This window comes from Collimonas sp. OK307 (assembly GCF_900113705.1).
GTDB lineage: Bacteria > Pseudomonadota > Gammaproteobacteria > Burkholderiales > Burkholderiaceae_D > Collimonas.
Map to the genome: position 1 here is coordinate 12,479 of NZ_FOQI01000003.1, position 21,025 is coordinate 33,503.

General features: G+C 57.6%; 17 protein-coding genes and 1 other RNA gene. 10 read left to right on the forward strand and 8 right to left on the reverse strand.

Going from position 1 to position 21,025, the window contains the following annotated elements; translation table 11 throughout:
• Position 1 precedes the first annotated feature (1 nt).
• Positions 2–550: an RDD family protein gene (locus BM205_RS05690; protein WP_092413407.1), complete on the forward strand. Its 549-nt coding sequence runs from the start codon at positions 2–4 to the stop codon at positions 548–550.
• A 33-nt stretch (positions 551–583) separates the two neighbouring features.
• On the opposite strand, the gene BM205_RS05695 is transcribed toward BM205_RS05690, so the two are convergent.
• Positions 584–1,435, reverse strand: coding sequence for a ferritin-like domain-containing protein (locus BM205_RS05695; protein ID WP_092413409.1), 852 nt, complete (start codon positions 1,433–1,435; stop codon positions 584–586).
• Positions 1,436–1,559: 124 nt separating this feature from the next.
• Between BM205_RS05695 and BM205_RS05700 the strand changes: the two genes are divergently transcribed.
• Positions 1,560–2,084 carry a gamma carbonic anhydrase family protein gene (locus BM205_RS05700; protein WP_092413411.1) on the forward strand — a complete coding sequence of 175 codons (525 nt, stop codon included), beginning with the start codon at positions 1,560–1,562 and terminating at the stop codon, positions 2,082–2,084.
• A gap of 64 nt (positions 2,085–2,148) precedes the next feature.
• Entirely contained in the window at positions 2,149–3,117 is a 969-nt protein-coding gene (gene hslO / locus BM205_RS05705; protein WP_092413413.1) for an Hsp33 family molecular chaperone HslO, read from the forward strand.
• A 45-nt stretch (positions 3,118–3,162) separates the two neighbouring features.
• Here the strand turns inward: hslO and ftsB are convergent, their stop codons facing one another.
• The 5 genes from ftsB to BM205_RS05730 form a co-directional block, all read right to left on the reverse strand.
• A complete protein-coding gene (gene ftsB, locus BM205_RS05710; RefSeq protein ID WP_092413415.1) occupies positions 3,163–3,543 on the reverse strand; it encodes a cell division protein FtsB in 381 nt (126 codons plus the stop codon).
• Positions 3,544–3,640: 97 nt separating this feature from the next.
• Positions 3,641–4,924: a phosphopyruvate hydratase gene (gene eno / locus BM205_RS05715; RefSeq protein WP_092413417.1), complete on the reverse strand. Its 1,284-nt coding sequence runs from the start codon at positions 4,922–4,924 to the stop codon at positions 3,641–3,643.
• Between the two features lie 131 nt (positions 4,925–5,055).
• Positions 5,056–5,910, reverse strand: coding sequence for a 3-deoxy-8-phosphooctulonate synthase (gene kdsA, locus BM205_RS05720; protein WP_092413419.1), 855 nt, complete (start codon positions 5,908–5,910; stop codon positions 5,056–5,058).
• 9 nt (positions 5,911–5,919) lie between these two features.
• Positions 5,920–7,575, reverse strand: coding sequence for a CTP synthase (locus tag BM205_RS05725; protein ID WP_092413421.1), 1,656 nt, complete (start codon positions 7,573–7,575; stop codon positions 5,920–5,922).
• Entirely contained in the window at positions 7,568–7,747 is a 180-nt protein-coding gene (locus BM205_RS05730; RefSeq protein ID WP_139227218.1) for a hypothetical protein, read from the reverse strand. The genes BM205_RS05725 and BM205_RS05730 overlap by 8 nt, the downstream gene beginning before the upstream one ends.
• Before the next feature lie 142 nt (positions 7,748–7,889).
• Between BM205_RS05730 and BM205_RS05735 the strand changes: the two genes are divergently transcribed.
• The 6 genes from BM205_RS05735 (at position 7,890) to BM205_RS05760 (ending at position 17,618) form a co-directional block, all read left to right on the forward strand.
• Positions 7,890–9,302 (forward strand): MFS transporter, encoded by a 1,413-nt coding sequence (locus tag BM205_RS05735; RefSeq protein ID WP_092413425.1) that lies wholly within the window; start codon positions 7,890–7,892, stop codon positions 9,300–9,302.
• A 168-nt stretch (positions 9,303–9,470) separates the two neighbouring features.
• Positions 9,471–10,988: an efflux transporter outer membrane subunit gene (locus BM205_RS05740; protein WP_092413427.1), complete on the forward strand. Its 1,518-nt coding sequence runs from the start codon at positions 9,471–9,473 to the stop codon at positions 10,986–10,988.
• A 17-nt stretch (positions 10,989–11,005) separates the two neighbouring features.
• Positions 11,006–12,214 (forward strand): efflux RND transporter periplasmic adaptor subunit, encoded by a 1,209-nt coding sequence (locus BM205_RS05745; protein ID WP_092413429.1) that lies wholly within the window; start codon positions 11,006–11,008, stop codon positions 12,212–12,214.
• Positions 12,211–15,396: an efflux RND transporter permease subunit gene (locus BM205_RS05750; RefSeq protein ID WP_092413431.1), complete on the forward strand. Its 3,186-nt coding sequence runs from the start codon at positions 12,211–12,213 to the stop codon at positions 15,394–15,396. Before BM205_RS05745 ends, BM205_RS05750 begins: the two co-directional genes overlap by 4 nt.
• 114 nt (positions 15,397–15,510) lie before the next feature.
• Positions 15,511–16,224, forward strand: coding sequence for a heavy metal response regulator transcription factor (locus tag BM205_RS05755; protein ID WP_092413433.1), 714 nt, complete (start codon positions 15,511–15,513; stop codon positions 16,222–16,224).
• Positions 16,221–17,618: a heavy metal sensor histidine kinase gene (locus BM205_RS05760; RefSeq protein WP_092413435.1), complete on the forward strand. Its 1,398-nt coding sequence runs from the start codon at positions 16,221–16,223 to the stop codon at positions 17,616–17,618. The genes BM205_RS05755 and BM205_RS05760 overlap by 4 nt, the downstream gene beginning before the upstream one ends.
• A 99-nt stretch (positions 17,619–17,717) precedes the next feature.
• Here the strand turns inward: BM205_RS05760 and ffs are convergent.
• Together ffs and ubiD are read right to left on the reverse strand one after the other, a co-directional pair.
• An RNA gene (gene ffs / locus BM205_RS05765) (signal recognition particle sRNA small type) lies at positions 17,718–17,816 on the reverse strand.
• 114 nt (positions 17,817–17,930) lie between these two features.
• Positions 17,931–19,415 (reverse strand): 4-hydroxy-3-polyprenylbenzoate decarboxylase, encoded by a 1,485-nt coding sequence (ubiD, locus tag BM205_RS05770; protein ID WP_092413437.1) that lies wholly within the window; start codon positions 19,413–19,415, stop codon positions 17,931–17,933.
• Positions 19,416–19,907: 492 nt separating this feature from the next.
• Here ubiD and BM205_RS05775 point away from each other — a divergent pair, with 492 nt between their 5' ends.
• A complete protein-coding gene (locus BM205_RS05775; RefSeq protein WP_371326460.1) occupies positions 19,908–20,954 on the forward strand; it encodes a transglycosylase SLT domain-containing protein in 1,047 nt (348 codons plus the stop codon).
• Positions 20,955–21,025 lie beyond the last annotated feature (71 nt).

A 21,025-nucleotide genomic window follows, 5' to 3' on the forward strand; every position in this document is an offset into this window, starting at 1 on the left:
TTTGAATCCTGCCGCAACCGACCAGCTTGCCCGCCAACAGCAGACGCCATCGCTGAAACGCCGCTTCGGCAGCATCATGTATGAAGCCATGCTGCTGTTTGGCATCCTGTTTATTTCGGGATGGATTTTTTCCACCTTGCTGCAGCAGCGCAACGCGCTTTACCTGCGTCACGGGCAACAAGCCTGGCTATTTATCGTACTCACCCTGTATTTCGTCTGGTGCTGGAGTCATGGCGGGCAAACGCTGGCCATGAAAACCTGGCGCATCCAGCTGGTCAACCGCGACGGCAGTGCGGTCAGGGCCGGCCGTGCCGCCCTTCGCTTCCTGCTCAGCTGGTGCTGGTTCCTGCCCGGACTGGCGCTGTCCTGGGCGCTGGGCGCGCATGCATGGATGCTGGTGTTGATCCCGGCGGCGAATTTCGTGCTTTGGGCCATGACTATCTATCTCGATCCGCAACGGCAATTCCTGCATGACCGTATCGCCGGCACCATGCTGGTGAATATGGCGGAAATCGTGAAACCCGCCGGCAAACACAAGTGGTATCACTAAACTATCCAAAGCCGATATAGGGTGGGCACTCGCTTAGAGCGGCTTTGTTTCTGCTAGCAAGGCAAGTAATTCCGGCTCGGAAAATCCAGCAGCCCTCCTCGCTTCCAGATTGAACGGCCCGCGCAGTATCGGCGCCTTGTACTGCAGCGCCAAGGCGGCAAAGGTTGCCAGCGGCTCCAACTGGCGCGCCTCGCACAGCCAGCCATACCAGCGGTTGCCGATCGCCACATGGCCGATCTCGTCGCGCAGGATAATGTCGATGATTGCCGCCGCATCCTCGTCGCCGGCCTGCGCCAGCTTGGCGCGGGTGCGCGGTGAGGCGTCCAGGCCGCGCGCTTCCATCATGCGCGGCACCAGCGCCATCCTGGCCAGGATGTCATGGCTGGTTTTCTCAGTCAGTTCCCACAAACTGTTGTGTGCCGAAAAATCGCCATAGGCAAACCCCAGCGCCTGCAAGTGACTTGCCAACAAGCTGAAGTGATAAGCTTCTTCCCTGGCGACACGCAGCCAGTCGACGTAATAATCTTCCGGCATCCCGGTGAAACGCCAGATAGCGTCCAGCGCCAGGTTGATGGCATTGAATTCGATGTGCGCCAGCGCATGAATCATGGCGGCACGCCCTTCCACCGAAGCCATGGATCGATGCTTGACTTCGCGCGGCGGGACCAGCGCCGGCAGTTGCGGGCGCCCGGGTATGCTTAAGGTTGCGCTTAAGCTGCGTTGCCTGTCCAGTATCATTTCGACATTTTTCCAGCTTACTGCCATCGCATCGACCCCGGCAACCTTGGCTGCGACATTTGCCTCGCAGAGCCAATGCAGGGCTGCGGCACGCAACTCAAGTTCGTCTGGCTCGCCTGGCTTTGCGAGAAAGGGAGAATGGTTCATGTTGACAGCGGTAAAATGACGCTACTGTTGAAAAATCGCACTTCGGACATATCTACAAACATTAAATAAGCATCCAGCAAAAGGGCATCCGGCATGCCCGGCAACCAGCATTCTACGGAGATTTATGGCCATCTACCAATTGGGCGAACATGCCCCCGACATCGACCCTTCAGCATATATAGCGCCGTCGGCCAATCTGATCGGCAAGGTCAGGATCGAAGCCGACGCCAGCATCTGGTTCGGCGTCACGATCCGTGGCGACAATGAATTGATTACGGTCGGCCAGGGCAGTAACGTGCAGGAAAGCAGCACACTGCACACCGACATGGGTTTTCCGCTGACACTAGGCAAGAACGTCACCGTTGGCCACCAGGCAATGTTGCACGGATGCACTATTGGCGATGGCGCATTGATCGGAATCCAGGCCGTCATCCTGAATGGCGCCAAGATCGGCAAGAATTGCCTGGTCGGCGCCGGTGCGCTGGTCACCGAAGGCAAGGAATTCCCGGACAACTCGCTGATTATCGGCTCGCCGGCCAAGGCAGTACGAACCCTGAGCGAGCAAGATATTGCCGCGCTGGCCGGCAATGCGACGCACTACATAGCACGCGGGCTGGAGTACAAAACGGGCCTGAAGCAAATCGGATAAGCGGTTGCCAATCAAGCAATAAATCGGTAAAAAATTAGCAGCAACAAATTAGCGGAAAAAAAATATGGACGTAACAAAAATGATGGATGCCGGCGAAATACACGGCGATAGCGACTCTCTTCAGAAATTCATGGTTGAGAATGCTGCCGTGCGTGGCGAACTGGTGCAGCTGTCTGCCACCTGGCAGCAAACGCTGGCACACCACCAGTATCCGGCGCCAGTCACGACTTTGCTGGGTGAGATGATGGCTGCGGCAGCGCTGCTCTCCGCCAATTTGAAATTCAATGGCGTCATCGTCATGCAAATTTATGGCGACGGCCCGATCCGGCTGCTGGTGGTTGAATGCGATTCGCAATTGCGGATGCGCGCCACGGCAAAGCTCGCTCCCGATGCAGTGATCGACCCCGACGCCACCATGTCTCAGCTGCTTAACCTGAATGGCCAGGGGCGTTTTGCAATCACGCTGGACCCGCAGGATAAAATGCCCGGCCAAAAAGCTTATCAAGGCATAGTACCGCTGGATGGCGAGAGTGTCGCCACTGTCATCGAAAACTATATGCTGCGCTCGGAACAGCTCGATACCAGGCTGTGGCTGGCAGCTGACAGCAAAGTTGCACGCGGTTTGCTGCTGCAGAAATTGCCGAATCACGGCGGCATCGACGTGCCAGTCAGCGATGACCTGGAAACATGGAATCGCTTCCTGGCGCTGGGCGGTACTTTACGTCCTGAAGAAATGCTGGCAACCGACATCCAGACGCTGCTGCGCCGCCTGTTCTGGGAAGAAACCATCCGTGTTTTCGAACCGCAGCAACCTAGCTTCCAATGCAATTGCTCGCGCGAGAAAGTCGGCAACATGTTGAAAATGCTGGGTCAGCCGGAGATCGAGGAAGCCCTCGCCGATTTAGGCAAGCTGGCGGTGGATTGCGATTTCTGCGGCAAACATTATGAATTCGACAAAGTCGACTGCGCGCACCTGTTTGCCAGCGCGGCGCCGGTTGAAGCGTTGCTGCCTACGGGCAGCAGCAAGCATTAAACGCAGCGATATAAGTGACATAAGTGATACTAAAGACGCAGGAAATCAGGGCTCTGATTTCTTGTTCGTTTCGGTTGGTACAGCGACTGCGACTGTCTTTTCTATCGCCGCTAATGCCGCATTTGGCGGAGCCGGCGCATCTGCCGGATTGCCGTTCGGATCGAGAATCTGTATGAAGATCTCGTTTTGCTTGATCATGCCCAGCTCGGTACGCGCCCGTTCTTCGACCGCACCGGTACCTTCTTTCAAATCATGTACTTCTGAATCCAGCTTGGCATTGCGGGCTTTCAGTTCGTCGACCTTGTCATGGGCAGCATGCACTTGCTGATCCATGTCCCACACGCGCAGCCAGCCGCCCTTGCCTAGCCACAGTGGGTACTGGACCAGTATCAGCAAAGCGGTCAGGAAAATGGCAATCAGGCGCATCGTTTGGAGTTGGGTCTACCGTCTTATCTAATCTAGTCAAACGTAGGGTGGGCACACCTGCCCACCCTACTCGCAACTTACATTACTTCAGACGCAGTTACTTCAAATTATAAAACGCGCCACGGCCGGGATAGCTGGCGATGTCGCCCAGATCTTCTTCAATGCGCAGCAGTTGATTGTACTTAGCCATGCGATCCGAACGCGACAGCGAGCCGGTCTTGATCTGCAAGGCGTTCATACCTACCGCGATGTCGGCAATGGTCGAATCTTCAGTCTCGCCCGAACGGTGCGAGATCACTGCGGTGTAGCCGGCGCGCTTGGCCATTTCAATCGCAGCGAAAGTTTCGGTCAAGGTACCGATCTGGTTGATCTTGATCAGGATCGAGTTGGCGATATCTTTATCGATACCTTCCTTCAGGATCTTGGTATTGGTGACAAACAGGTCGTCGCCAACCAGCTGGATTTTCTTGCCCAGTGTTTCTGTCAACAGCTTCCAGCCGTCCCAGTCGTTTTCGGCCATGCCGTCTTCGATGCTGATGATCGGGTACTTGTCGCACCACGATGCCAGCAAACCGGTGAATTGCGCGCCGGTCAGGGTCATGTTTTCGCCGGCCAGAACATAGCTGCCGTCTTTGTAGAATTCGCTGGCGGCGCAATCCAGGCCCAAGGCGATCTGGGTGCCTGGCTCGTAGCCTGCGGCTTCGATTGCCTGGATGATCAGTTTCAGCGCATCTTCGTGGCTAGCCAGCGATGGTGCAAAACCGCCTTCGTCGCCAACCGAAGTTGCCAGGCCCTTGTCGTGCAAGATTTTCTTCAGCGCGTGGAATACTTCGGCGCCGTAACGCAGCGCTTCGCGGAAGCTTGGTGCGCCGACCGGGATGATCATGAATTCCTGGATATCCAGGTTATTGTCAGCATGCTCGCCACCGTTGATGACGTTCATCATCGGCACAGGCATTTGCATCGCACCGCTGCCGCCGAAATAACGGTACAAAGGCAAACCGGCTTCTTCTGCTGCCGCTTTGGCAACTGCCATCGATACTGCCAGCATCGCGTTGGCGCCCAGGCGGCTCTTGTTTTCAGTGCCGTCGAGATCGATCAGGGTGCGGTCCAGGAACGCTTGTTCGCTGGCGTCCAGGCCCATGATTGCTTCGGAAATTTCAGTATTGATATGCTCACAAGCCTTCAACACGCCCTTGCCGCCGTAACGGCTCTTGTCGCCGTCGCGCAGTTCGATCGCTTCGCGTGAGCCGGTGGAAGCGCCGGACGGAACTGCTGCACGCCCCATGACGCCGGATTCCAGCAAGACGTCGCATTCGACTGTCGGATTACCGCGCGAATCAATAATTTCGCGGCCAATGATGTCAACGATTGCACTCATGTATTTCCCTATCAAATAAAAATATGCGCGATATTAAAACCATTTACGGGGTCAGACTGCTGGCGCTGCCACTTGTGTGTATAGCGGAAGCGATATAGTCAAACGAATCTAGCGAGCCCGGCCCCAAGCAATCAACCGAAATTGCTTTCGATAAAGCCATTCTTTTTGACGACCCGATCCAGGTCAATCATGGTCGACAACAATTCTTTCATACGTCCCAGCGGCACCGCATTCGGTCCGTCGGATTTAGCTTCTGCAGGATTCGGATGGGTTTCCATGAACACACCGGCAACACCGACCGCAATCGCAGCCCGCGCCAATACCGGTACGAATTCACGTTGACCGCCCGAAGTGCTGCCTTGCCCGCCCGGCAATTGCACCGAGTGGGTAGCATCGAACACTACCGGGCAACCGGTTTCGCGCATGATCGCCAGCGAGCGCATATCGGATACCAGGTTGTTGTAACCGAACGATGCACCTCGTTCGCATGCCATGAAATTATCTTCCGGCAGGCCGGCTTCACGGGCAGCGGCACGCGCCTTGGCGATGACATTGATCATGTCGTGCGGAGCCAGGAACTGGCCTTTCTTGATATTCACCGGCTTGCCTGATTGCGCGCAAGCATTGATGAAATCGGTCTGGCGACAGAGGAAAGCCGGTGTCTGCAAGACATCGACCACCGCCGCTACCGGCTTGATTTCATAGATTTCATGGATATCGGTCAGCACCGGCACGCCGATTTGCGCTTTGACTTCAGCCAGGATCTCCAGCCCTTTTTCCATGCCGAGGCCGCGGAAAGAAGTGCCGGAAGAACGATTCGCCTTGTCGAAAGACGATTTGTAAATGAAGTTGATACCCAGCGCGCTGGCGATCTCTTTCAATTGTCCGGCGGTATCGAGCGCCATCTGGCGCGATTCGATAACGCACGGGCCGGCGATCAGGAAAAACGGTTGATCCAGACCGACATCAAAGCCACAAAGTTTCATGTTCTTTCCTTACGCTGCGGTTGCAGTATTAGCTTGCTTGTGCGCCAACGCAGCCTTGATGAACGAAATAAACAGCGGATGTCCATCGCGCGGAGTCGATTTGAATTCCGGGTGATATTGGACACCAACGTACCAAGGGTGGGCGTTATCGCCGTTGCGCGGCAGTTCCATGATTTCGCACAGGCCTTCGGTCGGCGTACGGGCCGACACCACCAGACCGGCCGCTTCGATACGGTCCAGGTAATGGTTGTTGGCTTCGTAACGATGACGATGGCGTTCGGTCACTGTCGGACCGTAGATTTCAGCGGCCAGCGTACCCGGTTTGACATCGCAGGTTTGCGCGCCCAGGCGCATGGTGCCGCCCAGATCGGAGTTGACATCGCGCAACTCTACCTTGCCATCGTGATTTTGCCACTCGGTGATCAAGGCCACTACCGGCTGATCGGTTTGCGCATCGAATTCAGTCGAATTAGCGAGCGGCAGGCCGGCCTTGCCACGTGCATACTCAATCAATGCAACCTGCATGCCGAGGCAGATGCCCAAATACGGAATCTTGCTTTCACGGGCGAAACGGGCTGCTGCGATCTTGCCTTCGACGCCACGCTTGCCGAAGCCGCCTGGTACCAGAACCGCATCGTACTTGGCCAGTGCACCGGTACCGTTGACTTCGATTTCTTCAGAATCCAGGTATTCGATGTTGACCCGGCTGCCGGTATGGATACCGGCGTGGCGCAACGCTTCTGTCAGCGACTTGTACGATTCGGTCAGGTCGACATATTTTCCGACCATGCCGATAGTGACTTCGTAGGTTGGGTTTTCCAGCGCATGCACCAGCTTGGTCCAGACCGAAAGGTCGGCAGGCTTAGGCGACAGGCCCAGCTTTTCGCAGACGATCGCATCCAGCCCCTGGTCGTGCAGCATTTGCGGGATCTTGTAGATAGTGTCAGCGTCCCACACCGAAATCACGGCATCTTCCTGGACGTTCGAGAACAAGGAAATCTTGGCCCGTTCGTCGTCAGGAATCGGACGGTCGGCACGGCACAGCAATGCATCTGGCGAAATACCGATTTCGCGCAGTTTCTGCACACTATGCTGGGTAGGCTTGGTCTTCAGTTCACCGGCCGATACCAGATATGGCACCAGGGTCAGATGGACGAAAGCGGCCGCATTGCGGCCGGCACGCAGGCTCAGCTGACGCGCTGCTTCAAGGAAGGGCAAGGATTCGATATCACCGACAGTACCGCCGATTTCCACCAGCGCCACGTCGAAACCTTCGGCGCCGCGATAGATGTAATCCTGGATTTCATTGGTGATATGCGGAATGACCTGTACCGTCTTGCCGAGGTACTCGCCCCGGCGTTCCTTGCGGATCACGGATTCGTAGATCTGGCCGGTAGTGAAATTATTCACCTTCTTCATCTTGGCCGTAATGAAGCGCTCATAGTGGCCGAGGTCGAGATCGGTCTCTGCGCCATCGTCGGTCACAAACACTTCGCCGTGCTGGAACGGGCTCATGGTGCCTGGATCGACGTTGATGTACGGATCGAGTTTAAGAAGGGTGACTTTAAGGCCGCGCGATTCTAATATCGCGGCGAGAGAGGCGGCTGCAATCCCTTTACCAAGGGATGAGACAACGCCACCGGTAACAAATACAAACTTAGTCATTACGGAAGGTGCCGAACGGCACATGCGGGAAATTCGAATTATACATCAAACAGCCGTCGCGACAGCCGCCGGTGTTCCTAAAAATCGCGGCTTTTGTTGCCAGGCCCACGAACACCCACGGTAGCACCCACAGCAATCGCCAAGCTGATGCCTGCGTGAAATTGTTCTTCATGTGATAATTCGCGGCTTCCGCCACAGCCTGTCAATGCTTCCATGATCTTATTGCGCATAATAATGCTGCCTGTGCCTGCCTCCCCAATTATTCCGATCAAGTGTTGCGCCAAAGCCGCGCTGCCTCGAACTGATTCATATCCATGAGCAAGCTCTTCGGCGACCTCCCCGAGGATGACGGCCTGCCCGGAGCAACGCGCCGGGTGGCGATTATCGTCATGATTCTTGGCACCAGCATGACCGTGCTGGACGGCTCTATCGTCAATGTTGCGCTGCCCATGATTGCCCGCAGCCTGCAGGTCGATGCGGCCGCCGCCGTATGGATAGCCAACGCCTACATCCTCGCCGGCGCCATGACCATGGTCGCTTTCGCTTCGCTGGGCGAAGTGCTCGGCTTTCGCCGTGTATATATGAGCGGCATCCTGGTATTCACCCTGGCCTCACTGGGCTGCGCACTGTCATCCTCGCTGGCGGTGCTGAACGGCATGCGGCTTTTACAAGGCCTGGGAGGCGCAGCCGCCATGTGTATCGGCCCCGCGCTCTACCGCAACATATTCCCTACCCGCCTGCTGGGAGCGGCATTAGGCGTCAACGCCCTGGTGGTGGCCTCCTCTACTGCTGCCGGACCGGCGATTGGCGGCCTGATGCTGTCGGTATTGAGCTGGCCATGGCTATTTGCCGTCAATGTCCCGATCGGCATCATCACGCTGCTGATGGCGTGGCGCGTGTTGCCGCGCGATCCGGGACGCGGCGGCAAATTCGACACCGTCGGCGCCGTGCTCTCGGCACTGGCCCTGGGTACCTTCGTCATGGCCGTCGACGGCCTGGCGCGCCACGATAGCTGGGGCAAAGAAGGGCTGCTCTTCGCCATCACCCTGATTTCAGTTGTTTTATTTATCATCAGACAACGACGTTACGCCGCACCGTTGCTGCCACTTGATATTTTTGCATCACAACGGTTTTCTATGGCAGTAGCGACTTCGCTCTGTTCTTTTGTCGGCCAGGGGATTGCCTTTATTGCATTACCTTTCCTGTTTCAAGGCGCCTACGGTTTCACGCCGCTGCTGTCAGCCGCCTTGTTTACCCCCTGGCCGGTGGCGATTGCGATCACGGCGCCGATCGCCGGCCGCCTGGCCGACCGTTATTCGGCATCGTTGCTGTCAACTTGCGGCTTGCTGGTGCTGACGCTAGGTTTGGTATTGCTAGCCTGCCTCGGCGAACACGCTTCGGTGCCGGATATCTTGTGGCGCGCCTTTGTGTGCGGGTTGGGTTTCGGCTTTTTCCAGAGTCCCAACAATCGCGAAATGCTGAGCAACGCTCCACGTGCGCGCAGCGGCACCGCATCCGGCGTACTGGCAATTGCCCGTACCTTCGGCCAATCGTTGGGCGCAGCGCTGGTCGCCGTGGTGCTGGCGGCAACCAGCATCGCCCAGGCTTCCCCCGACACCGCGCATATCGACGCCAGCGCGGTCCACTTGTCGCTATGGCTGGCGGCAGCAGCAACCTTGCTTGCGACCGTCATCAGCGCGTTACGCATCCGGCACGGACGAAACTGACAGAATTGTCATATTTGCGACAGCATCAGGTACCGCAGCAAGTCTTAAAGTATTCCTGAATATTGCCCGATGCTGCGATTGTTGCGACTGTTGCGATTATTGCAACTGCTGCTTGCTCGCCGCTCGGACACTCCATCCGATGTTCCGAACGTCAGACCAAGCAGACTCATGAATTTCTCCTTCTCTTCAAAACCCCAACGCTCGCTTGCAACCAGCATCATGGCTGCCGCGGTCGCGCTTTCACTGACAGCATGCGCAGTCGGTCCCGACTATGTACGGCCGTCGATGGATGTGCCTGCCAGCTATAAAGAGAGCGGCCCGTGGAAACAGGCACAGCCGCAGCCGATCGATAGCAGCAACTGGTGGGAAGTGTATGGCGACGCCACCCTGAACGGCTTGATACAGCAAGCCAACCAGGCCAACCAGAATATTCGCCAGGCGGAAGCCCAGTATCGCCAGGCACGCGCTGCCGCCGATGCGGCACGTGCCGGTTTCTGGCCGACGATCGGCGTCAACGCCGGCGTCGACCGCGCCCGCAGCAACACTAACGGCATCAAGCTCAGTAATGGCTACACCGCTGGTGTGCAAGGCAGCTGGGAGCCGGATGTCTGGGGTAGCGTGCGGCGTTCGGTGGAAGCCGGCGACGCTGGCACCCAGGCCAGCGCCGCCGACCTGGCCGCCGCTCGCCTCAGCATCCAGGCAACCTTGACCCAAGACTATCTGCAACTGCGAATCACCGACCTGCTGAAAGATTTGTATGCGCGCACCACTGCCGCCTATACCCGTTCGCTGCAACTGACCAAGAGCCAGTACGCCGCCGGAGTCGCCCTGCGCTCGGACGTTGCGCTGGCAGAAAGCCAGTTGAAAACCGCCGAGGCGCAAGCCATCGACTTGCAGGCCCAGCGCAGCCAGCTGGAACACGCGATTGCCATCCTGACAGGCAAGGCGCCTTCGGGATTCAATTTGGCTGCACTACCGGCCGACACCCAAATGCTCAGCAAGATGCAGGCAGGCTTGCCGCCGGTTCCAACCGGCCTGCCTTCGGATCTGCTGGAACGCCGGCCCGATATCGCCAGCGCGGAGCGTCACGTTGCAGTTGCCAACGCCAACATCGGTGTCGCCAAGGCAGCCTTTTTCCCGGCATTGACGCTGAACGCGAGCGGCGGCTTCAACAGCGCCAGCCTGGCGCAATGGTTCAACACGCCAAGCCGGGTCTGGTCGCTCGGCGCGGCGCTGGCTGAAACCATTTTCGATGGCGGCTTGCGGCGCGCGCACAGCGCTGAGGCAATTGCCGCGTACGACGTCGCGGTAGCGCAGTACAAGCAAACCGTACTGGGCGGCTTCCAGGAAGTCGAAGACAACCTGGCCACGCTGAACGTCCTGGATCAAGAGGCGATCGCACAGAACCAGGCGGTGCAAGCCTCGCAGCTGGCAGAACGGCTGGCGCTCAGCCAGTATCGCGCCGGCACTGCGACTTATTTGACCGTGGTCACGGCGCAAACGCTTTCCCTCAGCAATGAACGCACTTTGGTGCAACTGCTGGGACGCCAGTTGCTGGCGAGCGTGGCGTTGATCAAGGCCGTTGGCGGCGGCTGGGACGCCAGCCAGGTGAGCGGCGCCGAGCGCCCAAGCCAGACACACGCCGCACAACAGGCACAGCAGGCACAAAACAATACGACCAACTAATTCTCCGAGCAGACAACATGACCACCACACTTTCCAAACCACGTTCAACGCTGCTGATTACCGCCGCGATACTGGTCCTGATCGGCGCTGCCGGCTGGGGCATCGTTCACAAGGCCGGCGCCGCCTCTGCGCCGCCCGTCGCAGCCACCGCCGTATCGGTCACCACCGCAGCCGTCAAGCAGCAAGATATGCCGATCTACCTGACGGGAGTCGGCACCGTCACCTCGAATGCCAGCGTCACTGTCAAGGCGCGTATCGACGGCCAGCTGGACAAGGTCGGTTTTGTCGAAGGCCAGGACGTGAAGGCCGGCCAGTTGCTGGCGCAAATCGACCCGCGCACCTTGCAGGCGCAGCTGGACCAGGCCGTAGCGCAAAAGGCCAAGGACCAGGCGCAACTGGCAAATTCCAGGCTCGATCTGCAACGCTACACCACGCTGGTGCAACAAGACGCCGCGACACAACAGACGCTGGATGCCACGCGCGCGCAAGTGACGCAATTGCAAGCCGCGGTGCAAGCCGACGAAGCGCAGATCAACTTCGCCAAAGTGCAACTCAGCTTTACCCGCATCCTGGCGCCGATCAGCGGCCGGGTCGGTGCGCGATTGGTAGATCCTGGCAATATCGTCCACGCCGCCGATGTCAATGGCCTGGTGGTGATCAACCAAATCGACCCGATTGCAGTCGTGTTTACGCTGCCGGAAGAAACCTTCCAGAACATCAACACGGCCTTGCATGCCAGCCAGAAACCGTTGAGCGTGCAAACCTTCCCGCGTAACAGCACCACCATGCTGGCCCAGGGCAATCTGGCGTTACTGAATAACCAGATCGACACCAGCACCGGCACGGTGCAACTGAAAGGCATTTTCCAGAATCCTTCGCATGTGTTGTGGCCGGGCCAGTATGTCAATGTACGGCTGGTGCTGGGCGATCGCAAACAGGCGTTGACGATTCCTGCAGCGGCAGTACAACGCAGCCAGGACGGCACCTACGTCTACGTCGTCGATGCCGACGACACGGTAAAGAATCAGCCGATTCAACTGGTCAATATCCAGGACAACGTGGCCGTGATCGACAAGGGGTTGAATCCGGGGCAACGGGTGGTGGTCGATGGCCAGTACAAGCTGAAGCCCGGCATCAAGGTTGCTGAAGCCGGCGTTGCCGCCAGTAGTACTGCACCCGCCCCCGCACCTGCACCGGCACCAGCCGCCAAAGGGGCAAGCAATTGAGCATCTCCGCGAACTTCATTAAACGCCCGATCGGCACCACGCTGCTCGCTATTGCGATCTTCCTGATTGGCGCTGCAGTGTGGCCGCTGCTGCCGGTGGCGCCGTTGCCGCAAGTCGACTTCCCCACGATCCAGGTTTCCGCCAACCTGCCCGGCGGTAATCCGGAAACCATGGCATCGAGCGTGGCGCAGCCGCTGGAACGGCAATTCTCCCTGATTGCCGGCCTGTCGCAGATGACCTCGACCAGCACGCTCGGCTCTACGCAAATCACTTTGCAGTTCGACCTCAACCGTAGCATCGACGCTGCCGCGCTGGATGTGCAGGCCGCGATCACCGCTGCCAGCGGCCAGCTGCCGGCTAATCTGCCGAGTCCGCCGACGTTCCGCAAAGTGAACCCGGCCGATTCGCCGATCCTGGTGCTGTCAGTGCAATCGGACGCGTTGCCGCTGATCCAGGTGAATGACTATGCCGATAATATTCTGGCGCAGCAGATTTCGCAGATTCCGGGCGTTGGCCTGGTTAACATCGGCGGCGTGCAAAAGCCTTCGGTACGGATCCAGGTAGATCCGACCAAACTGGCGGCAATCGGCATCAGCCTGGAAGATATTCGCGGCGTTATCGCCAGCCTGACTGTCAATCAGCCGAAAGGCACGGTAGACGGCGCCAAGCAAAGCTTCACTGTCTACACTAACGATCAGCTGCTGAGCGCAGAACCATGGAACGACATGGTATTGGCTTACAAGAACGGCGCCCCGATCCGGGTGCGCGACATCGGCGTCGCGATTGACGCCGCAGAAAACCTCAAGGTTGCAGGCTGGGCCTTCGCCGGCGCAGCTGCACCGGCCGCCAACACGATTACCAACGGCCGTTCGATCGTGTTGGCGGTGACCAAGCAACCTGGTGCCAACGTAATCGAAACCGTGGACCGTATCAAGGCTGCCCTGCCGCGCCTGCAAGCGGCGATTCCGCCGACGGTGCACGTCAATACCTTGATCGATCGCACCCAAACCATTCGCGCCTCGGTGCTGGATGTGGAATTTACGCTGGTGCTGACCATCGCACTGGTGGTGCTGGTGATCTTCCTGTTCTTGCGTAACATCCCGGCTACCTTGATCCCGAGCGTGACCGTGCCGTTGGCGCTGCTCGGCACTGCCGCTGTCATGTATCTGCTCGGTTTCAGCCTCGATAATTTGTCGCTGATGGCGCTGACCATCGCGGTCGGCTTCGTGGTCGACGATGCGATCGTGATGCTGGAAAACATCTATCGCTATGTCGAAGAAGGCATGTCGCCGATGGAGGCCGCCTACAAGGGGGCGGGAGAAATCGCCTTTACGATTATTTCGATCTCGGTTTCGCTGGTTGCCGTGTTTATTCCGCTGCTGCTGATGGGCGGCATCGTCGGCCGCCTGTTCCGCGAATTTGCTATCACTGTGACCTTGACGATTGCGGTATCGGTCGTCATTTCGCTGACACTGACGCCGATGCTGTGCTCACGCTTCCTGAAGCCGCATAGCGCCGAATCGCATGGCCGCATGTATCAGATGTTCGAACGCGGCTTCGATGCCATGCTCAATGGCTACAAGCGCGGCCTCCATGTCGTGCTGCGCCATCAGTTCATTACCCTGATGGTGTTTTTCGCCACCGTGGCGGCAACCGTGGTGTTGTTCATCGTGATCCCGAAAGGCTTCTTTCCGCAGCAAGATACCGGCTTCGTTTACGGCTTTGCCGAATCGGCACAGGATTCGTCGTTTTCTTCGATGAACAAACGCATGCTGGCGCTGGCCGATGTAGTTCGCAAGGATCCTGATGTCACCGGTTTCGGCATGAGCGGCGGCTTCAGCACATTCAACACGGGTAATTTTTTCATCAGCCTGAAACCAAAAGATGAAGGACGCACCGCCAGCGCCGACGAAGTGATTGCACGCTTGCGGCCGCAACTGGCCAAAGTGCAAGGGGTCAACCTGTTCCTGCAAGCGGGCCAGGACATCAACGTCGGCGGCCGTTTGTCGCGCACCCAATATCAGTACACGGTGACCGACTCGAACCTGGATGAACTGAACATCTGGGCGCCGAAGCTGCTGAACCGTTTCCGTCAATTGCCGCAATTGACCGACCTCGCTTCCGACCAGCAAAACGCGGCGGCGGCGGCCAACCTGACGATCGACCGGGCGCGCGCTTCCAGCTTCGGGATTTCACCGGCGCTGATCGACTCGACCATCTACGACGCCATCGGCCAGCGCCAGGTCGCTCAATATTTCACGCAGATCAACAGCTATCACGTGATCCTGGAAGTGACGCCCAAGCTGCAGCAAGATCCCGAGCTGTTCAGCAAGATTTACCTGACCTCGCCGATCACCGGACAACAAGTACCACTGTCGACCTTTGTTACCATCGACACCAACAAAACCTCGTATCTGGCGATCAGCCATCAGGGACAGTTCCCGGCGGTGACGATTTCCTTTAACCTGGCGCCGAATGTGGCGCTCGGCGAAGCTGTCGACGCGATCCAGAAAGCGCAGCACGAGATGGGTGTGCCTGAGACATTGACAGGTGCTTTCCAAGGTACTGCCAAGGCGTTTGGCGATTCGCTGTCGTCGCAACCCTATCTGATTGCAGCTGCGCTGGTCGCGGTGTATATCGTGCTCGGTTTGCTGTATGAAAGTTATATCCACCCGCTGACGATCTTGTCGACCTTGCCTTCGGCCGGCGTCGGCGCCCTGCTGATTTTGATGATGGGCGGTTATGATCTCAGTGTGATTGCACTGATCGGCATCATCCTGCTGATCGGCATCGTCAAGAAAAACGGCATCATGATGATCGACTTTGCGCTGACGGCGGAACGCGAGAAAGGCATGAAACCGGAAGAAGCGATTTACCAGGCTTGCCTGCTGCGTTTCCGGCCGATCATGATGACTACCATGTGCGCGCTGCTGAGCGGTTTGCCGCTGATGCTGGGCCACGGCGCCGGCTCGGAATTGCGGCGTCCGCTGGGTTATGCGATGGTGGGCGGCCTGGTGCTGTCGCAGGCGCTGACCTTGTTCACGACGCCGGTGGTCTATCTATACCTGGACCGTGCCCACTACTGGTACATGAGCCGCAAGGAAGCGCGGCAGGCACGCAAGGCAAATAAAGCCGGTATTGCTGCGGATGTCGGGACGGCAAGCGTGATAGATTCAAAGTAATTCGTCAAAATAATGCGTCAAAATGATGTACCGAAATGAAATAACAAAACGTCTTCCTGCATATCGATCTGTTCCCGGTGATATGCAGGAGACTAGCCAGGAGACAGGCAGCACATGAAAATCCTGATCGTCGAAGATGAACAGAAGACGGCCGACTACCTTTGCAAGGGGCTGACTGAACAGGGTTGCGCTGTCGATGTCGCTCACAACGGCGTCGACGGCCAGCACCTGGCTTTGCAGCATGACTACGACGTCATCGTGCTCGACGTCATGCTGCCCGGCATAGACGGTTTTGCGGTATTACACGCCCTCCGCGAAATCAAGCAAACCCCGGTCATCATGCTGACTGCGCGTGACCGGGTGGAAGATCGCATCAAGGGCCTGCAAGGCGGCGCCGACGATTATCTGGTCAAGCCGTTTTCGTTTCTCGAATTGCTGGCGCGCCTGCAAGCGCTGACACGGCGCGGCCGCGCTTTGGAGCCGGCGCAATTACGCATCGCCGATCTGCAGATCGACCTGATCAGCCGCAAAGCCTATCGCGCCAATGTCCGTATCGACCTCACCGCCAAGGAGTTTTCCCTGCTCGCGGTACTGGCGCGGCGCCAGGGTGAAATCCTGTCCAAGACGGCCATCGCCGAGCTGGTTTGGGATATGAATTTCGATAGCAACACCAACGTCGTCGAAGTCGCCATCAAGCGCTTGCGCGCCAAGATCGATACACCGTTCAGCCCCAAGTTGCTGCATACGATACGGGGCATGGGTTATGTTCTGGAACCGCGGGAAGCGCCGGAATCGCAGGAACCGCGCACCCGGGAAAGTAGCGAATGAAGCGTTCGATCACCGTCCGCCTGGTAGCAATGTTTGCCTTGGCTGCGCTGCTGATTTTTTCCCTGATCGGCAGCGCGCTGTATGGCGTGCTGCGGCGTGAACTGGCGCGTCATCAGCAAGATGAGCTCAACACGCGCTATCTGGACACTAGCTACATGATCGGTCACAACGGCGACCCGGCGCGATGGCCGCGAGTCCAGGCCAAGCTGGATACCCTGTCGCCAGCTGACGGCAGCATCCGTTACTGGGTGCTGGGTGACGATGTGCGTTTTCAATACGGCAAAGGACTAGCTGAAATCGAACAGCTGGACCGCAATCCGAATGGCATGGGCGTCATGACGCTGCGTGGCCGCGAGTATCCACTGCATACCATGACCGGCACGATCGAGCCATTCCAGGACCGGCCTGCGGTGCGCTTGATCGTAGCGGTCGATGCCGCACCTTACATGCATACCCTGCATGCCTTCATGACGGCATTGGTCGGCCTGTCTCTGCTGGGTGTGCTGCTGGTCATGCTGCTGGGTTACTGGATCGCGCAAGTCGGCCTGCGGCCGCTGAAGCAACTGTCTGGCGCCGCCCAATCGCTCGGGCCCAAGACGTTATCGCAGCGTTTGCAAATTTCACAGCTGCCCGGCGAATTGTCGGATTTGACGATTGCCTTCAACGGCGCGCTGGAACGTATGGAAGGCGCCTACAACCAGCTTGAGGCCTTCAACGCCGACGTCGCGCATGAACTGCGCACACCTCTCGCAAACCTGATCGGCGAAACCCAGGTGGCATTGTCACGGCAACGCACCGCGCCGCAATTCGAGGAAGTGCTGCAGTCGAACCTGGAGGAACTGGAACGTTTGCGTTCGATCATCAACGACATGCTGTTCCTGGCCCGCGCCGACCAGGGTGAAGCCGCCACCAGCCTGGTGCGCACCTCGATCGCGCAGGAAATCGACAAAACCGTGGAGTTCTTTGAATTCGTTCTGGATGATTTGAAAATGGCGGTCACGGTGGATGGCGATATCAACGCCGAGGCCTCCATCGAAACCTCGCTGTTCAAGCGTGCCATGAGCAATCTGCTACATAACGCGATTCAGCATTCCGACCGCGGCGCCGCAATTGCGGTCAAGATCACGCAACAGCCTACGGCGATCCAGATTGCTGTATCGAATCCCGGCAAACCGATCGCCGAGAATCATTTGCCTCGCCTGTTCGATCGCTTCTATCGGGTCGATGCTGCCCGCAACGACACCAATCAAAACCAGCTGCACGGCCACGGCTTGGGGCTGGCAATCGTCAAGGCGATTGCCAAGATGCATGGCGGTGGTGTGTTTGCCAACAGCGTCGACGGCATGACGACGATAGGCTTCAGCATTCCTGCGGGCGACGCGGTCACGCCCTGAAATAGCCTGCAGGCTTGTATAGATGGTAACGCTTGAGGGATAAAAGGTGGTGTTGCGAAGATGTGATGCGAGAGTAATGCAAAGAGTAACACAAAGGATAGAGGCGAGCCTTGTCTGCGGCACTTGCAGGAAATGGCTGTGGCTGCTTCGTTCCCGACCTGACCAGGTTGACCACGCCACAATGCGCAGGGGCCCGCCGGGGTGAATTGTACCGCATTGCGGCATTGCTGGCAGCGTTTTTTCATCCCTGCTGCCAGTTTCTGCCGCACTTCCTGCAACCTTGTCGACAAACCCCGCTTTACAAGCGTCACCTCACAAACCCAACTCTTCCCAGATCTGATCCACGCGCGCCTTTACCTCATCCGTCATGCTGATGGTCCGCCCCCACTCGCGGCTGGTTTCACCTGGCCATTTATTGGTGGCGTCGATCCCCATCTTGCTGCCCAGGCCGCTGACAGGCGAAGCGAAATCGAGATAGTCGATGGGAGTGTTATCAACCAGGGTAGTGTCGCGGATCGGATCGACCCTGGTGGTGATCGCCCAGATGACTTCGTTCCAGTCACGGATGTCGACGTCCTCGTCGACCACCACGATGAACTTGGTATACATGAACTGGCGCAGAAAGCTCCAGACGCCAAACATCACACGCTTTGCATGACCGGCATACGCCTTCTTCATTTGCACCACCGCCATGCGGTAACTGCAGCCTTCGGGCGGCAAATAGAAATCGGTAATTTCAGGGAACTGCTTTTGCAGCAAGGGAATGAATACCTCGTTCAACGCCACGCCGAGTACCGCCGGCTCATCCGGCGGCTTGCCTGTATACGTAGAGTGATAGATCGGCGCCTTGCGCATCGTGATGCGATCGATGGTGAACACCGGAAACCAGTCCTGCTCATTGTAATAGCCGGTGTGGTCGCCATACGGTCCTTCCAGCGCCATTTCATAACCGGATGGATGCGACGGGTCGGGATTGATGTGCCCTTCCAGCACGATCTCGGCCGAAGCCGGCACCCGCAACTCGCTGCCGATGGCTTTGACCAGTTCGGTGCGGCTGCCGCGCAGCAAGCCGGCAAACTGATACTCGGATAAACTATCCGGCACCGGCGTCACGGCGCCTAATATAGTAGCGGGATCGGCGCCCAGCGCTACCGCCACCGGATACGGCTTGTTACCGGTTGCGATCGCATGCTCGCGGAAATCCAGTGCGCCGCCGCGATGCGCCAGCCAACGCATGATGACCTTGTTACGGCCCAGCACCTGCTGGCGATAGATGCCGAGATTCTGGCGCTTCTTGTGCGGCCCTTTGGTAATCACCAGGCCCCAGGTAATCAGCGGCGCCACATCACCCGGCCAGCAATGCTGGATCGGCAGCCTGGCCAGGTCGACGTCGTTACCTTCCCACACGATATCCTGGCATGGCGCCGAACGGTGCTCCTTGGGCGCCATGTCCCACAACGATTTAACCAGGGTGCCGAGGCCGAGGATGTCTTTAAAACCCTTGGGCGGCTCCGGTTCTTTCAGCATTGCCAGCACGTGGCCGATGCGCCGCAATTCGCTGACGTCGTCGGCTCCCATGCCAAGCGCAACGCGCCGCGGCGTTCCGAATAAATTAGCTAGCACAGGTATCGAATGCCCGACCACATTTTCAAAAAGAAGCGCTGGTCCGGCTGCCCGCAAAGTGCGATCGCAGATTTCCGTCATCTCCAAATAGGTCGAAATCGGCGTCGAAACGCGTTTTAGCTCACCAATCTGTTCTAATTTGACAATAAAATCACGTAAATCTGAATATTTCATGGGTTTTACAATGTTTATGAATGTTAATTTGATAATTAAGCCTTTTCGGCCAAGTGCTTGATTTTATTGGCTTGCGGCGGTAAACCGGTATAATCGTTATACATAAAAGTTATTGATATTGATTTTTATAGTATTGACTTGATATAAACCGCCCCCTACAATGCGCCCAGCTTGTAGAAGCCGCGTCGCCCAAAAAGCGATTTTTTGTCGGCTCGCAATTCTCACGGGATCGGGGTCCCAAATGACATTTTAAGGAGTGTTTTCAAAAGGCGTCAGCCTTCTCCCCCGAACAAGCTGTTTGCCCGTAGCCGGCGCGCTCTACTGCGGCCGATAGATCCAAGCTACTTAAGCGCAAACAGCAACGACGTATTGGCACACCGCAGACCAAATGCGATGCCTTGCGATATTGATTACGGTGCACGCAGCATTCAGTACATTTGCTCCAGCTTTACCAGGGAGCCTGCTTGCGCCGCGACGATTCAGGAGGTTCAATTGTTAGCAAGATCTACCAGAGCACTACCTAGTTGGGCTAGGCTCGACTATGCAAAGAAATTCAGCAGCCAGTTCGTTCACCGCGTGTTTTTTGCGCGCGACACCGTCGGCGGTTTCATCGCCACCACCCGCATCACCGTTTTGTTCAGCGGCTTGCTGGCCATCATCGGTTTCACCACAATGATGGTAAAGCCGGATTTGGCAAACAAGCTCCAGAATCTGCCAGTGTTTGCCAGCAGCACCGCGCAAAACGTTGCGCCGCAAGTGCAAGCTGCACCGGCGCCAGAACTTTCGGGCCAGGCCAATGCCGCGCCTGCAGCACCTAAAGTGGCGGCCCTGACCGTACCTGCACCGGCAGCCGACAACCGTCACGTGCTGCACATGGATGGGATGTTGAACAAAGCCATCAAGCCGGTTGACAGCTCGCGTCAGCAGCAATGGGTCACCAACTGGTTGTCCAAGCGCTATCGCGTAGCGGGCGACGCCACCAACATGTTTGTGACGACAGCCTACAAGACAGCACGGGAAACCAAGCTTGACCCGCTGTTGATCCTGGCTGTGATGGCGATTGAATCCGGCCTGAATCCGTTTGCCGAAAGCCCGGTGGGAGCACAAGGCCTGATGCAAGTCATGTCGAAGGTCCACGAAGACAAGTTTGAAAATCTGGGTGGCATCAAGGCGGCCCTGAATCCGACTGCCAACATCAAAGTCGGCTCCATGATCCTGAGAGATTATGTTGCCCAGGGCGGTTCAGTTGAAGCCGGCTTGAAACGATATGTCGGCGCCGCAGCTTTTGCCACTGACGGTGGTTATGGCTACAAGGTACTGGCTGAATATCGCCGCCTGCAAGACGTCGCCATCGGCAAGAACGTACCGTCGACTGGCTCGTCTGCACCAATCGCGACACCGAAACCACGTCAGATACAGGCAGTTTCGCCAATCAACGCTGGCCAGGTACCGGCCGAAGCCGCTGTCAATACGCCGGGCGCTAACGAACATCGCATCCAGCAATCAGACAATCAGCTCAATGCGTTGCCAATGACCTGACCGTTGAATCTGCCAGATATAAAAAAAAAGAGCCGGTGGCTCTTTTTTTTATCCCTGCTTATACCTGCTGA

Excerpts from the sequence above, each read along its gene's own strand:
- ftsB (WP_092413415.1), bottom strand. The coding sequence starts at position 3,543 with ATGCGCCTGATTGCCATTTTCCTGACCGCTTTGCTGATACTGGTCCAG.
- ubiD (WP_092413437.1), bottom strand. The coding sequence starts at position 19,415 with ATGAAATATTCAGATTTACGTGATTTTATTGTCAAATTAGAACAGATT.
- kdsA (WP_092413419.1), bottom strand. The coding sequence starts at position 5,910 with ATGAAACTTTGTGGCTTTGATGTCGGTCTGGATCAACCGTTTTTCCTG.
- BM205_RS05740 (WP_092413427.1), top strand. The coding sequence starts at position 9,471 with ATGAATTTCTCCTTCTCTTCAAAACCCCAACGCTCGCTTGCAACCAGC.
- BM205_RS05755 (WP_092413433.1), top strand. The coding sequence starts at position 15,511 with ATGAAAATCCTGATCGTCGAAGATGAACAGAAGACGGCCGACTACCTT.
- BM205_RS05745 (WP_092413429.1), top strand. The coding sequence starts at position 11,006 with ATGACCACCACACTTTCCAAACCACGTTCAACGCTGCTGATTACCGCC.
- BM205_RS05760 (WP_092413435.1), top strand. The coding sequence starts at position 16,221 with ATGAAGCGTTCGATCACCGTCCGCCTGGTAGCAATGTTTGCCTTGGCT.
- BM205_RS05725 (WP_092413421.1), bottom strand. The coding sequence starts at position 7,575 with ATGACTAAGTTTGTATTTGTTACCGGTGGCGTTGTCTCATCCCTTGGT.
- BM205_RS05730 (WP_139227218.1), bottom strand. The coding sequence starts at position 7,747 with ATGAAGAACAATTTCACGCAGGCATCAGCTTGGCGATTGCTGTGGGTG.
- eno (WP_092413417.1), bottom strand. The coding sequence starts at position 4,924 with ATGAGTGCAATCGTTGACATCATTGGCCGCGAAATTATTGATTCGCGC.
- BM205_RS05735 (WP_092413425.1), top strand. The coding sequence starts at position 7,890 with ATGAGCAAGCTCTTCGGCGACCTCCCCGAGGATGACGGCCTGCCCGGA.
- hslO (WP_092413413.1), top strand. The coding sequence starts at position 2,149 with ATGGACGTAACAAAAATGATGGATGCCGGCGAAATACACGGCGATAGC.
- BM205_RS05695 (WP_092413409.1), bottom strand. The coding sequence starts at position 1,435 with ATGAACCATTCTCCCTTTCTCGCAAAGCCAGGCGAGCCAGACGAACTT.
- BM205_RS05700 (WP_092413411.1), top strand. The coding sequence starts at position 1,560 with ATGGCCATCTACCAATTGGGCGAACATGCCCCCGACATCGACCCTTCA.